The sequence below is a fragment of the Pseudomonas sp. R1-18 genome (assembly GCF_051132095.1).
Classification (GTDB): domain Bacteria; phylum Pseudomonadota; class Gammaproteobacteria; order Pseudomonadales; family Pseudomonadaceae; genus Aquipseudomonas.
This window is the reverse complement of record NZ_CP071658.1, coordinates 3643837-3658997: the sequence shown is the minus strand read 5'-3', so window position 1 is coordinate 3658997 and position 15161 is coordinate 3643837. Positions and strand designations below refer to the sequence as shown.

The window sequence follows — 15161 nt, the reverse complement described above, 5'->3', positions numbered from 1 at the left end:
CTGATCTTTGATAACGCAACGAATTCTGTAGGAGCTGTATTGTGCGTAAGTTGACTCAATTGGTAATGCTGGCCTCTGTTCTTGTTGCCGGCCCGGCGTTCGCTGACATGAAAATCGCTGTTCTGAATTATCAGATGGCCCTGCTGGAATCCGATGCGGCGAAGAAATACGCCGTTGACGCCGAGAAGAAATTTGGCCCGCAGCTGACCAAGCTGAAGGGTCTGGAAAGCAGCGCCAAGGGTATCCAGGACCGTCTGGTCAGTGGCGGCGACAAGATGGCTCAGCCAGAGCGCGAGCGTCTGGAGCTGGAATTCAAGCAGAAGGCTCGTGACTTCCAGTTCCAGTCCAAGGAACTGAACGAAGCCAAGGCCGTTGCCGACCGTGAAATGCTCAAGCAGCTGAAGCCGAAGCTGGATCAGGCTGTTGAAGAAGTCATCAAGAAAGGTGGTTTCGACCTGGTTTTCGAGCGCGGTGCAGTGATTGATGTCAAGCCTCAGTACGACGTCACTCGCCAGGTCATCGAGCGCATGAACCAGCTGAAGTAATATGAGCGCGACTATAAAACTCGGCCAGTTGGCCGAGTTCCTTGGCGCCACGCTACGTGGCGACCAGGAGAAGAACATCACCGGGCTGGCCACTTTACAAGAGGCCGGCCCTGATCAGCTCAGCTTCCTGGCAAATCCTCAGTACCGCAAATTCCTCGTCGATGCCAAGGCCGGCGCCGTGCTCCTGAAGCCGGCTGACGCTGACGCTTACGCGGGCGATGCGCTGTTGGTCCCGGATCCGTATCTGGCTTACGCCCGTATCTCTCATCTGTTCGACCCCAAGCCCAAGGCCGCTGTCGGCGTTCATCCGACGGCCGTGGTTGCCGGCGACGCGCAGATTGATCCGTCCGCCAGCATCGGCGCTTTCGCAGTCATCGAGAGCGGCGTTTCCATTGCAGCGAACGTCACCATTGGCGCGCATTGCTTCATCGGCGCCCGATGCGAGATCGGCGAAGGTGGCTGGTTGGCACCTCGCGTGACGCTTTATCACGACGTGCGAATCGGCAAGCGTGTGGTCATCCAGTCCGGCGCGGTGCTGGGCGGCGAAGGCTTCGGTTTCGCCAACGAAAAGGGTGTGTGGCAGAAGATCGCCCAGATCGGCGGCGTGACCATCGGTGACGACGTCGAGATCGGGGTCAATACGGCCATCGACCGCGGCGCGCTGGCAGATACGCGGATCGGCAATGGCGTGAAGCTGGATAACCAGATTCAGATCGCCCATAACGTGCAGGTCGGTGATCACACGGCGATGGCGGCCTGCGTCGGTATCTCCGGCAGCACCAAAATCGGCAAGCATTGCATGCTGGCGGGCGGTGTAGGGCTGGTCGGCCACATCGAAATCTGCGACGGCGTGTTCATTACCGGTATGACCATGGTGACGCATTCGATCACCGAACCGGGCTCCTATTCATCCGGAACGGCCATGCAGCCTGCGGCCGAATGGCGCAAGAGCGCAGCGCGGTTGCGCAAGATCGATGATATGGCCCGTCGCCTGCAAAAACTCGAAAAGACGGTCGAGACCGTGACCTGCGCCAGCAATGCTTCATCTGATGGCTGATACCTTTTTAATATCAAGCGTGCACAGTCGATAAACTGCCTCCTTGATGCAGAGGGGTGCTGCGCAGTCGCGACGCACTCCCAATCTTTACTACAGGCTTCCCCTCGAAATGATGGACATCACAGAAATTCGCGAATACCTGCCTCACCGTTACCCGTTCCTGCTGGTGGATCGCGTGACCGAGCTGGATGTCGAGAGCAAGACCATTCGCGCTTACAAGAACGTCAGTGTCAACGAACCTTTCTTCGAGGGTCACTTTCCTCAACATCCGATCATGCCCGGCGTGCTGATCATCGAAGCGATGGCCCAGGCTGCGGGCATCCTTGCGTTCAAGATGCTGGATACCAAACCTTCCGACGGTACGCTTTACTACTTCGTAGGCTCGGACAAGCTGCGCTTCCGCCAGCCCGTCCTGCCGGGTGACAAGCTGGTACTGGAAGCCAAGTTCCTGAGCAGCAAGCGTCAGATCTGGAAGTTCGAGTGCCAGGCTACCGTCGACGGAAAGCCGGTATGCTCTGCTGAAATCATCTGTGCGGAACGCAAGCTATGAGTTTGATTGACTCTCGCGCAATCATCGATCCGACGGCCGTACTGGCTGCTGACGTAGAGGTCGGCCCGTGGTCGATCATCGGAGCCGGTGTGGAAATTGGCGAGGGTACAGTCGTCGGTCCGCATGTGATCCTCAAAGGGCCGACGCGGATCGGCAAGCATAACCGCATCTACCAGTTCTCCTCGGTAGGTGAAGACACGCCCGATCTCAAGTACAAGGGCGAAGCCACGCGTCTGGTGATCGGTGATCACAACGTCATTCGAGAAGGGGTGACCATTCACCGCGGCACCATTCAGGACCGCGCTGAAACCACGATAGGCGATCACAACCTGATCATGGCCTACGCCCATATCGGGCACGACAGCGTGATCGGCAATCACTGCATCCTGGTGAACAACACTGCGCTGGCCGGTCACGTGCACGTCGATGACTGGGCGATCCTGTCCGGGTTCACGCTGGTGCATCAGTTCTGCCACATCGGCGCTCACAGCTTTTCCGGCATGGGCACAGCAATCGGCAAGGACGTACCCGCGTTCGTCACGGTGTTCGGCAACCCTGCCGAGGCGCGCAGCATGAATTTTGAAGGCATGCGTCGTCGTGGATTCTCAGAACAGGCCATTCATGCGTTGCGCCGGGCCTACAAGACTGTCTACCGACAAGGCCTGACCATCGACATGGCGATCGCCCAGCTGGCGGAGCCCGCGGCCCAGCACCCTGAAGTTGCGTTGTTCCTGCAGTCGATCCAGTCCTCCACTCGCGGTATCACCCGCTAACCATGAACACTCCATTGCGTATCGCGCTGGTGGCTGGCGAAGCTTCCGGCGATATTCTCGGCTCGGGTCTGATGCGCGCCATCAAGGCGCGTCATCCCGATGCGCAGTTCATCGGCGTCGGTGGGCCGCTCATGGAAGCCGAAGGCATGGTTTCCGACTTTCCGATGGAGCGCCTGTCAGTCATGGGCCTGGTCGAAGTGCTTGGCCGCTTGCGTGAGCTGCTGGCCCGACGCAAGTTGCTGGTCCAGAGTCTGATCGACGCCCGGCCGGACGTGTTCATTGGTATCGACGCGCCTGATTTCACGCTCAACATCGAGCTCCAGCTGCGGCGTGCCGGTATCAAGACCGTGCATTACGTCAGCCCGTCGGTCTGGGCGTGGCGGCAGAAACGAGTGGTCAAGATTCGCGAAGGCTGCGACCTGATGCTCACGCTGCTGCCGTTCGAAGCGCGTTTCTACGAAGAGCAGGGCGTGCCGGTGCGTTTTGTCGGCCATCCGCTGGCCGATACCATCCCGCTCGATGCCGACCGTAGTGCGGCGCGTGCCGAACTGGGGCTGGGCGATGGCCCTGTGGTCGCTTTGATGCCGGGTAGCCGTGGCGGGGAGGTGGGGCGCCTTGGCGCTCTGTTCTTCGATACCGCCACTCGCTTGCTGGCCGAGCGTCCGGATCTGCGGTTCGTGTTGCCATGCGCCAGCCCTCAGCGGCGCGCACAGATCGAGCAGTTGCTCGAAGGCCGCAGCCTGCCGATCACTCTGCTCGACGGGCGGTCGCATGTGGCGCTGGCGGCCTGCGATGCGGTATTGATTGCATCCGGGACGGCAACCCTTGAAGCACTGCTGTACAAGCGACCGATGGTCGTTGCGTATCGCCTGGCTCCGGTTACCTTCTGGATTCTCAAACGCATGGTCAAAAGCCCGTATGTGTCGCTGCCCAACCTGTTGGCGCAGCGCCTGCTGGTGCCCGAGCTGTTGCAGGACGCGGCGACGCCTGAGGCGCTGGCGCAGACGCTGCTTCCGCTTCTGAATGATGGTCAGGCGCAGACTGCGGGCTTCGACGAGATTCACCGGACCTTGCGCCGCGATGCGTCCAATCAGGCCGCCGATGCAGTGTTGAATCTGATCAGTCAACCGGTTTCACAATGAGTGTTGCAACGATGCAAATGGGCCTGGATTTCAATCTGGTCGAGGATCTGGTCGCAGGAGTCGACGAAGTCGGCCGCGGACCGCTGTGCGGCGCGGTGGTGACTGCCGCGGTCATCCTCGATCCCGCAAGGCCCATTATCGGTCTCAACGATTCCAAGAAGCTGACCGAAGCAAAGCGCGAAAAGCTGTTCGACGAAATCTGTGAAAAAGCCCTGTGCTGGTTCATCGCGCGCGCCGAAGTCGAAGAGATCGACAGCCTCAATATCCTGCACGCCACGATGCTCGCCATGAAGCGCGCGGTGGAAGGACTCAGCATCACGCCAAAACTGGCGCTGATCGACGGCAACCGCTGCCCGCAGCTGGCAGTGCCGTCCGCCCCGGTCATTCAGGGCGATGCCAAGGTTCCGGCCATCGCCGCGGCGTCGATTCTGGCCAAGGTCAGCCGCGACCGGGAAATGTCCGCCTTCGAGCTGATCTACCCGGGTTACGGCATGGGCGGCCACAAGGGCTATCCAACGCCGGTCCATCTGGAGGCGCTGGCTCGTCTGGGGCCTACGCCTATTCATAGGCGCTCGTTCGCGCCGGTCCGCGCGGCCTATGAGGCACGCGAGGCGATGATGATCGGTACGCCTTCGCTGTCGTTTGGTCTGCTTCAGAACTGACGTTTGCCGCAGGGCTCGCTACAATCCCGACCTTCGTTTTTTGTGTCTACCCGCTATAGGATCACCATGCCGGCTTCTTTCGTTCATCTACGCCTGCACACCGAATACTCGCTGGTCGACGGCCTGGTGCGCGTCAAACCGCTGGTCAAGGCGCTGACGGCCATGAACATGCCGGCCGTGGCGGTGACCGACCAGAACAACATGTGCTCGCTGGTCAAGTTCTACAAGGCCGCCCAGGGTGCCGGCATCAAGCCGATCTGCGGCGCCGACCTGTGGCTGGCCGGGCGCGATGATGATGCCGCGCTGAGTCGTATCAGCCTGCTGGTCATGAACCCGCTCGGTTACCGCAACCTGACCGAACTGATCTCGCGGGGGTTCATCGAGGGCCAGCGCAACGGCCAGGTCATCGTCCAGTGGGACTGGGTCGCGCAAGCCAGCGAAGGTCTGATTGCTCTTTCCGCGGCCAAGGAAGGCGAAATCGGCATGGCGTTGCTGGGCGGCAATCCCGGCGAGGCCGATGAGCTGACGCGCAAATGGATGGCGACTTTCCCTGATCGCTTTTACCTCGAAGTGCAGCGCACCAATCGCGCCAATGACGAAGAGCACCTGCACGCCGCTGTGGCGCTGGCCGAACGTCACGGCGCGCCGCTGGTAGCGACCAACGATGTGCGGTTCATCAAACAGACCGACTTCGAGGCGCACGAGACGCGCGTCTGCATTGGCGAAGGCCGGGCGCTGGACGATCCGCGCCGTTCGCACAATTACAGCGATCAGCAGTACCTCAAAAGCGCGGAGGAAATGGCCGAGCTGTTCAGCGACCTGCCCGACGCGCTGGAAAACACCGTCGAGATTGCCAAGCGATGCAACATCGACGTCAAGCTGGGCACGCACTTCCTGCCCAACTTCCCGATTCCCGATGGCATGACCATCGACGAATATTTCCGCAAGGTGTCGTTCGAAGGCCTTGAAGAGCGCCTCGCGGTACTGCTGCCCAAAGACGCCACCGAAGATTACGAGGCCAGGCGTCAGGTCTATGTGGACCGGCTGAATTTCGAGCTGGATATCATTATCCAGATGGGGTTCCCCGGTTACTTCCTGATCGTGATGGACTTCATCCAGTGGGCCAAGAACAACGGCGTGCCGGTAGGTCCCGGCCGTGGATCGGGTGCCGGCTCGCTGGTCGCCTACGTGCAGAAGATCACCGACCTCGATCCGCTGGAATACGACCTGCTGTTCGAGCGCTTCCTCAACCCCGAGCGGGTCTCCATGCCCGACTTCGACGTCGACTTCTGCATGGATGGCCGTGACCGGGTGATCGACTACGTGGCCGAGAAATACGGTCGCAACGCGGTCAGCCAGATCATCACCTTCGGTTCCATGGCCGCCAAGGCAGTGGTGCGTGACGTGGCGCGGGTTCAGGGCAAGTCGTACGGTCTGGCTGATCGCCTGTCCAAGATGATTCCGTTCGAAGTGGGCATGACCCTCGAAAAAGCCTACGAGCAGGAAGAAGTTCTGCGCGATTTCCTCAAGGTGGATGAGGAAGCGGCTGAAATCTGGGAAATGGCCCTCAAGCTCGAAGGCGTGGTGCGTAACGTCGGCAAGCACGCCGGTGGTGTGGTCATCGCGCCGACCAAGCTGACTGACTTCTCGCCGATCTATTGCGACGAGGAAGGCGACGGTCTGGTGACCCAGTTCGACAAGGATGACGTCGAGGCGGCGGGGCTGGTGAAGTTCGACTTCCTCGGTCTGCGCACGCTGACCATCATCGACTGGGCGCTCAAGACCATCAACCGCGACCGCGCCAAGGTCAATGAAGAGCCGCTGGACATCGCGTTCATTCCGCTCGATGACCTGCCGACCTATCAGCTGTTGCAGCGCGCCGAAACCACGGCCGTCTTCCAGCTTGAATCGCGCGGCATGAAAGAGCTGATCAAAAAGCTCAAGCCCGACTGCCTGGAAGATCTGATCGCACTGGTGGCCCTGTTCCGTCCGGGCCCGTTGCAGTCCGGCATGGTTGACGACTTCATCAACCGTAAGCACGGCCGGGCAGAGCTGTCCTATCCGCACGTCGACTACCAGTACGAAGGCCTCAAGCCGGTACTGGCGCCGACCTACGGCATCATCCTGTACCAGGAACAGGTGATGCAGATCGCTCAGGTCATGGCCGGCTACACGCTGGGCGGTGCGGACATGCTGCGCCGGGCGATGGGTAAGAAAAAACCCGAGGAAATGGCCAAGCAGCGCGGCGGTTTCATCGAAGGTTGCAAGAACAACAACATCGACCCGGACCTGGCCGGTAACATTTTCGACCTGGTGGAGAAATTCGCCGGTTACGGCTTCAACAAGTCTCACTCGGCTGCTTACGGCCTGGTCTCCTATCAGACCGCGTGGCTCAAGACCCACTACCCGGCGCCTTTCATGGCGGCGGTGCTTTCGGCGGATATGCACAACACCGACAAGGTCGTGACCTTGATCGAAGAAGTGCGGACCATGAAGCTGCGTCTCGACGCGCCGGACGTGAACACTTCCGAGTTCAAGTTCACCGTGAGCGACGACGGCCGGATTCTGTATGGCCTCGGTGCTATCAAAGGTGTCGGCGAGGGGCCGGTCGAGGCGATCACTGAAGCGCGGATGAACGGCCCTTTCACGGATCTGTTCGACTTCTGCGCCCGCGTCGATCTCAAGCGGGTCAACAAGCGCACATTGGACGGCTTGATTCGCAGCGGCGCGCTGGACCGTCTCGGCCCTTATTTCGAGCTGGAGCCCAAGGCGTATCAGGCCAACATCGACCGCAATCGTTCGGTGCTGCTGGCCGCGCTCGAAGAGGCCATCCAGGCTGCAGAGCAAACCGCCCGCAGTCGTGACAGCGGTCATTCGGACCTGTTTGGCGGACTGTTCGTCGAAGAGGATGCCGATGTTTACGCCAACCATCGCAAGACGCGTGAGCTGAGCCTCAAGGATCGTTTGCGCGGCGAGAAGGAAACCCTGGGGCTGTACCTGACCGGTCACCCGATCGATGAGTACGAAGGCGAAATCCGCCGTTTCGCTCGTCAGCGGATCATCGACCTCAAGCCTGCGCGTGATACCCAGACCGTCGCGGGGCTGATCATTGCCCTGCGGGTCATGAAGAACAAGAAGGGCGACAAGATGGGGTTCATCACCCTGGACGACCGCTCCGCGCGTATTGAAGCCTCGTTGTTTGCCGATGCGTTCCACGCGGCCCAGTCACTGTTGCAGACCGATGCTATGGTGGTGGTTGAGGGCGAAGTGAGTAACGATGATTTCTCCGGTGGGCTGCGTCTGCGTGCCAAGCGCGTGATGAGCATCGAGGATGCGCGCACCAACCTTGCCGAAAGCCTGCGGGTGACGGTGCATGCCGATGCGCTCAAGGGCGACCGGCTGCGCTGGCTCGGTGATCTTTGCAAGCGCCATCGCGGCGCTTGCCCGATCACCGTCGACTACACCGGGCAGAGCGCCAAGGCGTTGTTGCAGTTCGGAGAAGCGTGGCGAATTGATCCGGCCGACAGCTTGATTCAAGCTCTGCGTGACCAGTTCGGACGTGAGAACGTCTTCCTGCAGTATCGCTGACGCTGTAGGCTCAGCCCTGAATTTTCAATTTCGACCTGAACGCGCCTGTTCCCGAAGGAAAGGCGCAGACGGATCAACCGGCCGGCCTCTTGGCCGTCGACCCAAGACGGATGCCTATGAACCCGAATTTTCTTGATTTCGAACAGCCTATCGCTGACTTGCAGGCCAAGATAGAAGAACTGCGCTTGGTGGGTAACGACAACTCGCTGAACATCAGCGACGAGATCTCCCGGTTGCAAGACAAGAGCAATACGCTCACCGAAAGTATCTTCGGCAACCTGACCAGCTGGCAGATCGCGCGCATGGCGCGCCATCCGCGTCGTCCGTACACGCTCGATTACATCGAAAACATTTTTACCGAGTTCGAGGAGCTGCACGGCGACCGCCACTTCTCCGACGACGCGGCGATTGTCGGCGGTACTGCTCGCCTGGAAGGCCAGCCGGTGATGGTGATCGGTCATCAGAAAGGCCGTGAAGTGCGCGAGAAGGTTCGCCGCAACTTCGGTATGCCGCGCCCTGAAGGCTATCGCAAAGCCTGCCGTCTGATGGAAATGGCCGAGCGCTTCAAGATGCCGATCCTGACGTTCATCGATACGCCGGGTGCCTATCCGGGCATCGACGCGGAAGAGCGTAACCAGAGCGAAGCGATTGCCTGGAACCTGCGCGTGATGGCACGCCTGAAAACTCCGATCATCGCCACCGTCATCGGTGAAGGTGGTTCCGGCGGAGCACTGGCGATCGGTGTCTGTGATCAGTTGAACATGTTGCAGTACTCCACCTACGCAGTGATCTCGCCGGAAGGTTGCGCATCGATCCTATGGAAGACCGCCGAAAAAGCGCCGGACGCGGCTGAGGCCATGGGCATCACCGCTGAGCGTCTGAAAGGCCTCGGGATCGTGGACAAGGTGATCAATGAGCCGTTGGGCGGCGCGCATCGCGATCCGGTGGCGGCGTCGGCTTCGATTCGCGAAGAGCTGAGCAGCCAGCTGGACATGCTGCGTACGTTCGATAACGACGCGCTGCTGGCTCGCCGTTATGACCGTCTGATGAGCTACGGCCTCTGATCGAGCGCGGTTGCCAGACCGGCTTCGCAGCTTGTCTGGTGTCCGCATTTGTATCTGTGGGAGTGAGCTTGCTCGCGACAGCAGCAGTCTGTCCCTCCAGCAACGACTGACTAACCGCAGTCGCCAGCAAGCTGCCTTCCACACACTTGTTGGCTATGCAGTGGGTTCAGGATGACGGGGTATCCATGACCAGATGTACCCAGGGCGGTCATGATCTTCGCGACAGGGTCCTTCAGGCCTTGGCTTGCCGACGCAATGCGCCTGCCTGGCATATCGGGTTCTCCGGTGGCCTGGATTCCACCGTCCTGCTGCACCTGCTGACCGACCTGGCCCGGCAACAATCTCTTCCCCGGCTCAACGCCATTCATGTGCATCACGGTCTGCAAGCGGTTGCCGACACTTGGCCCGCGCATTGTCAGCGCGTGTGCGACGAGCTGGGCGTTTCTTTGCGGGTGCTTCACGTCAATGTGCCGGCGGGCGCCAGTCTGGAGGCCGCCGCGCGGCAGGCGCGTTACGCCGCGTTTGCCCGGTCGCTTGGCCCGGGCGAGCTGCTGCTGACCGGCCAGCATCTGGACGATCAGGCTGAAACCGTGCTGTTCCGTCTGCTGCGCGGAGCAGGGGTGCATGGCCTGGCGGGCATGCCGGCGCAGCGTCCGCTGGGCGAAGGGGTGCTGGTCCGGCCTCTGCTTTCGGCAACTCGCCAGGAGCTTGGACTGTATGCGCAACGTCATGGCCTGAGCTGGATCGAAGATCCGAGCAACGACGACTCCTGCCATGCGCGCAATTTTCTGCGTCACCAGGTAATGCCGCCGCTCACCGAGCGCTGGCCGCAGGCGAGCGCGAACATGGCGCGCGCGGCCGGGCATCTGGCAGAGGCGCAGACGCTGCTCGACGAGTTGGCCGAGCAGGATCTACAAGCCGCCCGACCGACCACCTCGTTTACCTGGCTCGGTCTGCCGGTGCTGGCGCTGGCGCCCATCGCCGTGCTGTCCGCCGCCCGTCAGCGCAATGCATTGCGTTATTGGCTGACGCCGTTGAGTCGACTGCCGGACACCGATCATTGGGCCGGTTGGGAAAATCTGCGCGATGCCGGGGCCGGCGCGCAACCGGTGTGGCGACTGGCCGACGGCGAGCTGCACCGCGCTGAAAACCATCTCTGGTGGCTGCCGGGCGGCTGGCCTTCGCAGGCGGGGAATCCTGCGCCGTGGCTGCCGCCTTATCCGCGGCTGACTCTTCCCGGCAACGGTCATGTAACGATCTCGGGTGATACGCCTGTCGGGCCTCTGCGCGTGCTTTATCGTCAGGGCGGTGAGGTCATGCAGTTGCCAGGCCGCGGGCACCGAGACCTCAAGCGGCTCTTGAACGAGCAGGGCGTGCCAACATTCGTGCGCGGCCGATTGCCGCTGCTCTATAGCGATGACCAGTTGCTCGCCGTCGCGAATCTGCCCGGCCTGGATGGCTCGGCCCATGGAAACTGGCGTTTACACTGGGTCGCACCGACGAGCGACCAATGTTTGAGCTGAAAGGGCCTTTCAGGTAGACTACGCTCCCTTCTTGATACAGCTTATGTTGGTTCTTTCGAATCGACGCAAGTTGCCGGTTACCAACCCGTATTTACTGGGTGATTCTTAAAATGTGGCGCGCAATGGACAGGCTTCTGCCGGTCGGTTTCAACGCAGCAGTTTCGGGAGTGCACCGTGAATTTTGTCGGTAATCGGAGGCTTCGGCCTTCCTTCGCTTTCCCCGGCGGCTCTGACCGCTTTAACGCAGACTTCTAGGGTTTTTCATGACGCGCTACATCTTCGTCACGGGCGGTGTTGTTTCTTCATTGGGGAAAGGCATTGCCTCGGCTTCATTGGCGGCCATCCTGGAGGCGAGGGGGCTTAAGGTCACCATGCTCAAACTGGACCCCTACATCAACGTGGACCCGGGCACCATGAGCCCGTTCCAGCACGGTGAAGTGTTCGTCACTCACGACGGCGCCGAAACCGACCTGGACCTTGGCCACTACGAGCGGTTCATCCGCACCACCATGACCCAGAACAACAACTTCACCACCGGCCGTGTGTACGAACACGTCCTGCGCAAAGAGCGCCGTGGTGATTATCTGGGCGCGACCATTCAGGTCATTCCGCACATCACCGATGAAATCAAGCGCCGCATCATCAAGGGTGCCGGCGACGCCGACGTCGCGCTGGTCGAGATCGGCGGCACGGTCGGTGACATCGAGTCGCAACCGTTCCTCGAAGCCATCCGCCAGTTGCGTGTGGAAGTAGGTTCCAAGCGCGCGATGCTGATGCACCTGACGCTGGTTCCCTACATCGCCACCGCGGGCGAAACCAAGACCAAGCCGACCCAGCACTCCGTCAAGGAACTGCGTTCCATCGGCCTGCAGCCTGACGTGCTGATCTGCCGCTCCGACCATCCGGTGGACGTGTCGTCGCGTCGCAAGATCGCATTGTTCACCAACGTTGAAGAGCGCGCGGTCATTTCGCTGGAAGACGTCGATACCATCTACAAGATCCCGGCCGTGTTGCACGCTCAGGGTCTGGACGATTTCGTCGTCGAGCGTTTCGGCCTGCAATGTGGCGGCGCGGACCTGTCCGAGTGGGAAAAGGTGGTCGATGCCAAGCTCAACCCCGAGCACGAAGTCACCATCGCCATGGTCGGCAAGTACATGGAACTGCTCGACGCCTACAAGTCGCTGATCGAAGCCATGAGCCATGCCGGTATCACCAACCGCACCAAGGTGAACCTGCGTTACATCGACTCCGAAGACATCGAGAACCAGGGCACCGGTCTGCTCGAAGGCGTGGATGCGATTCTGGTTCCGGGCGGCTTCGGTCTGCGCGGCGTCGAAGGCAAGATCACCGCGGTGCAGTTCGCCCGCGAGAACAAGGTTCCATACCTGGGCATCTGCCTGGGCATGCAAGTGGCCGTCATCGAGTTCGCGCGTAACGTGCTGGGCTGGAAAGACGCCAACTCCACCGAGTTCGATCGTAACGGCGCGCATCCTGTCGTGGGCCTGATCACCGAGTGGGAAGACGCCACCGGCGCGGTGGAAACACGCACCGAAGCTTCCGATCTGGGCGGCACCATGCGCCTTGGCGCGCAGGAATGCCAGCTGGAGGCCGGCTCGCTGGTTCACGATTGCTACGCCAGCGATGTGATCGTCGAGCGCCATCGTCACCGCTACGAAGTGAACAACAATCTGTTGCCGCAGCTGATCGAAGCCGGTCTGAAGATCTCCGGTCGCTCTGGGGACGGTGCGCTGGTCGAAGTGGTCGAAGCTCCGGATCATCCATGGTTCGTGGCGTGCCAGTTCCACCCCGAGTTCACCTCGACGCCGCGTGACGGTCACCCGCTGTTCAGTGGTTTCGTCAAAGCTGCGCTGGCTCAACATCAGAAGAACGCCTTACAGGGATAACAGTAAATGGCTCAGAAAATCATCCGTGTCGGCTCGATCGAGATTGCCAACGACAAGCCTATGGTCTTGTTCGGTGGCATGAACGTTCTCGAGTCGCGGGACATGGCGATGCAGGTCTGTGAAGAATATGTGCGGGTCACCGAAAAACTCGGTATCCCTTATGTGTTCAAGGCCAGCTTCGACAAGGCCAACCGTTCTTCGGTCACTTCGTACCGCGGCCCGGGCATGGAAGAAGGCTTGCGCATCTTCGAAGAGATCAAGCGCACCTTCAACGTGCCGCTGATCACCGACGTGCACGAGCCGCATCAGGCGGCTCCGGTTGCCGAAGTGTGCGACATCATCCAGTTGCCGGCTTTCCTTTCGCGCCAGACCGACCTCGTGGTCGCCATGGCCAAGACCGGCGCGGTGATCAACATCAAGAAAGCCCAGTTCCTCGCGCCTCAGGAAATGAAACATATCCTGACCAAGTGCGAAGAAGCCGGTAACGACCAGTTGATCCTCTGCGAGCGTGGCTCCAGCTTCGGTTACAACAACCTGGTGGTGGACATGCTCGGCTTCGGCATCATGAAGCAGTTCGAGTACCCGGTGTTCTTCGACGTGACCCACGCCTTGCAAATGCCAGGTGGCCGTGCCGATTCGGCCGGTGGTCGCCGCGCCCAGGTGCTGGACCTGGCCAAGGCCGGGTTGAGCCAGAATCTGGCCGGCCTGTTCCTCGAAGCTCACCCGGATCCGGACAATGCCAAATGCGACGGCCCTTGCGCCTTGCGACTGGACAAACTGGAGCCTTTCCTGGCCCAGCTCAAGTCACTGGATGAACTTGTTAAAAGTTTTCCGATCGTAGAGACCGCTTGATAAGGGTTCTCCGGTAAAGTGCCGTTCCCCGTCATTCGTGACGGGGTTGTCGCATTCAGGCCTGCCCTTTTTTTGCGTCTGACTACCAACATCGTTTTCCCAGCTGCGTCGTTTTCGTCAATCTTGGAGTGTTTACAACAATGGCAAAAATCGTCGACATCAAAGGTCGTGAAGTTCTCGACTCCCGTGGCAATCCCACCGTGGAAGCAGATGTGCTCCTCGACAACGGCATCATCGGCACCGCCTGCGCGCCGTCCGGTGCTTCAACCGGCTCGCGCGAAGCGCTTGAGCTGCGCGATGGCGACAAGAGCCGTTATCTGGGCAAGGGTGTACTCAAGGCAGTAGCGAACATCAACGGTCCGATCCGCGACCTGCTGTTGGGCAAGGATCCGGTTGATCAGAAGGCGCTGGACCAGGCGATGATTGCCCTGGACGGTACCGAGAACAAGGCCAGCCTGGGCGCCAACGCGATCCTCGCCGTGTCTCTGGCCGCCGCGAAGGCCGCTGCCCAGGACCAGGACCTGCCGCTCTACGCGCACATCGCCAACCTCAACGGCACGCCGGGCGTTTACTCGATGCCGGTTCCGATGATGAACATCATCAACGGCGGTGAGCACGCGGACAACAACATCGACATCCAGGAATTCATGGTGCAGCCGGTTGGCGCCAAGACTTTCTCCGATGCGCTGCGCATGGGCACCGAAATCTTTCACCACCTCAAGGCCGTGCTCAAGGCACGTGGCTTGAACACTGCGGTGGGTGACGAAGGCGGCTTCGCACCGAATCTGGCCTCCAACGAAGATGCACTGGGCGCCATCGCCGAAGCGGTCGCCAACGCAGGCTACAAGCTGGGCACCGACGTGACCCTCGCGCTGGACTGCGCGGCCAGCGAATTCTACGAAGACGGCAAGTACAACCTGTCGGGCGAAGGTCATTCGTTCGATTCCGAAGGTTTCGCGGACTATCTGGCCGGGCTGACCAGCCGTTATCCGATCATCTCGATCGAAGACGGTCTGGACGAATCCGACTGGGCAGGCTGGAAAGTGCTGACCGACAAGATCGGCGACAAGATCCAGCTGGTGGGCGACGACCTGTTCGTCACCAACACCAAAATCCTCAAAGAAGGCATCGACAAAAAGATCGCCAACTCGATCCTGATCAAGTTCAACCAGATCGGCACACTGACCGAGACCCTGGAAGCCATCCAGATGGCCAAGGCGGCAGGCTATACAGCAGTCATTTCGCACCGCTCGGGCGAAACCGAAGATTCCACCATCGCCGACCTGGCCGTCGGTACCTCGGCTGGCCAGATCAAGACCGGTTCGCTGTGCCGTTCCGACCGCGTTTCCAAGTACAACCAGTTGCTGCGCATTGAAGAGCAGCTGGGTGCCAAAGCCGTTTATCGCGGCCGTAGCGAGTTTCGCGGTTGAGTTGTAAATGTTAAAAGACAACTGGTGTCGCAGCGAAATCGCCACGGCGATGTAAAGTGCGACCCTGGTGC

At 60.5% G+C, this 15161-nt stretch carries 12 protein-coding genes; all 12 read left to right on the top strand.

Annotated elements, in window-relative coordinates; translation table 11 throughout:
- The first annotated feature begins 41 nt into the window (after window positions 1-41).
- The 12 genes from J3P77_RS16750 (at window position 42) to eno (ending at window position 15090) form a co-directional block, all read left to right on the top strand.
- Window positions 42-545: an OmpH family outer membrane protein gene (locus J3P77_RS16750; RefSeq protein ID WP_434677705.1), complete on the top strand. Its 504-nt coding sequence runs from the start codon at window positions 42-44 to the stop codon at window positions 543-545.
- 1 nt (window position 546) lies between these two features.
- Window positions 547-1602 (top strand): UDP-3-O-(3-hydroxymyristoyl)glucosamine N-acyltransferase, encoded by a 1056-nt coding sequence (gene lpxD, locus J3P77_RS16745; RefSeq protein WP_434677704.1) that lies wholly within the window; start codon window positions 547-549, stop codon window positions 1600-1602.
- A gap of 109 nt (window positions 1603-1711) precedes the next feature.
- Window positions 1712-2152: a 3-hydroxyacyl-ACP dehydratase FabZ gene (fabZ, locus tag J3P77_RS16740; protein ID WP_434677703.1), complete on the top strand. Its 441-nt coding sequence runs from the start codon at window positions 1712-1714 to the stop codon at window positions 2150-2152.
- A complete protein-coding gene (gene lpxA, locus J3P77_RS16735) occupies window positions 2149-2925 on the top strand; it encodes an acyl-ACP--UDP-N-acetylglucosamine O-acyltransferase (protein ID WP_434677702.1) in 777 nt (258 codons plus the stop codon). Before fabZ ends, lpxA begins: the two co-directional genes overlap by 4 nt.
- A gap of 2 nt (window positions 2926-2927) precedes the next feature.
- A complete protein-coding gene (gene lpxB, locus J3P77_RS16730; RefSeq protein WP_434677701.1) occupies window positions 2928-4067 on the top strand; it encodes a lipid-A-disaccharide synthase in 1140 nt (379 codons plus the stop codon).
- Window positions 4068-4078: 11 nt separating this feature from the next.
- Window positions 4079-4729 (top strand): ribonuclease HII, encoded by a 651-nt coding sequence (rnhB, locus tag J3P77_RS16725; RefSeq protein WP_434682040.1) that lies wholly within the window; start codon window positions 4079-4081, stop codon window positions 4727-4729.
- Between the two features lie 66 nt (window positions 4730-4795).
- Window positions 4796-8317 carry a DNA polymerase III subunit alpha gene (dnaE, locus tag J3P77_RS16720; RefSeq protein ID WP_434677700.1) on the top strand — a complete coding sequence of 1174 codons (3522 nt, stop codon included), beginning with the start codon at window positions 4796-4798 and terminating at the stop codon, window positions 8315-8317.
- Between the two features lie 116 nt (window positions 8318-8433).
- Window positions 8434-9381, top strand: coding sequence for an acetyl-CoA carboxylase carboxyltransferase subunit alpha (locus tag J3P77_RS16715; protein ID WP_434677699.1), 948 nt, complete (start codon window positions 8434-8436; stop codon window positions 9379-9381).
- Window positions 9382-9566: 185 nt separating this feature from the next.
- Window positions 9567-10904, top strand: a complete 1338-nt coding sequence (gene tilS / locus J3P77_RS16710; RefSeq protein ID WP_434677698.1) for a tRNA lysidine(34) synthetase TilS — start codon at window positions 9567-9569, stop codon at window positions 10902-10904.
- A gap of 263 nt (window positions 10905-11167) precedes the next feature.
- Window positions 11168-12808 carry a CTP synthase gene (locus J3P77_RS16705; protein ID WP_434677697.1) on the top strand — a complete coding sequence of 547 codons (1641 nt, stop codon included), beginning with the start codon at window positions 11168-11170 and terminating at the stop codon, window positions 12806-12808.
- Between the two features lie 6 nt (window positions 12809-12814).
- On the top strand, window positions 12815-13660 hold the full coding sequence (gene kdsA / locus J3P77_RS16700; protein ID WP_434677696.1) for a 3-deoxy-8-phosphooctulonate synthase: 846 nt from the start codon (window positions 12815-12817) through the stop codon (window positions 13658-13660).
- A gap of 140 nt (window positions 13661-13800) precedes the next feature.
- Window positions 13801-15090, top strand: a complete 1290-nt coding sequence (gene eno / locus J3P77_RS16695) for a phosphopyruvate hydratase (protein ID WP_434677695.1) — start codon at window positions 13801-13803, stop codon at window positions 15088-15090.
- Window positions 15091-15161: the final 71 nt, after the last annotated feature.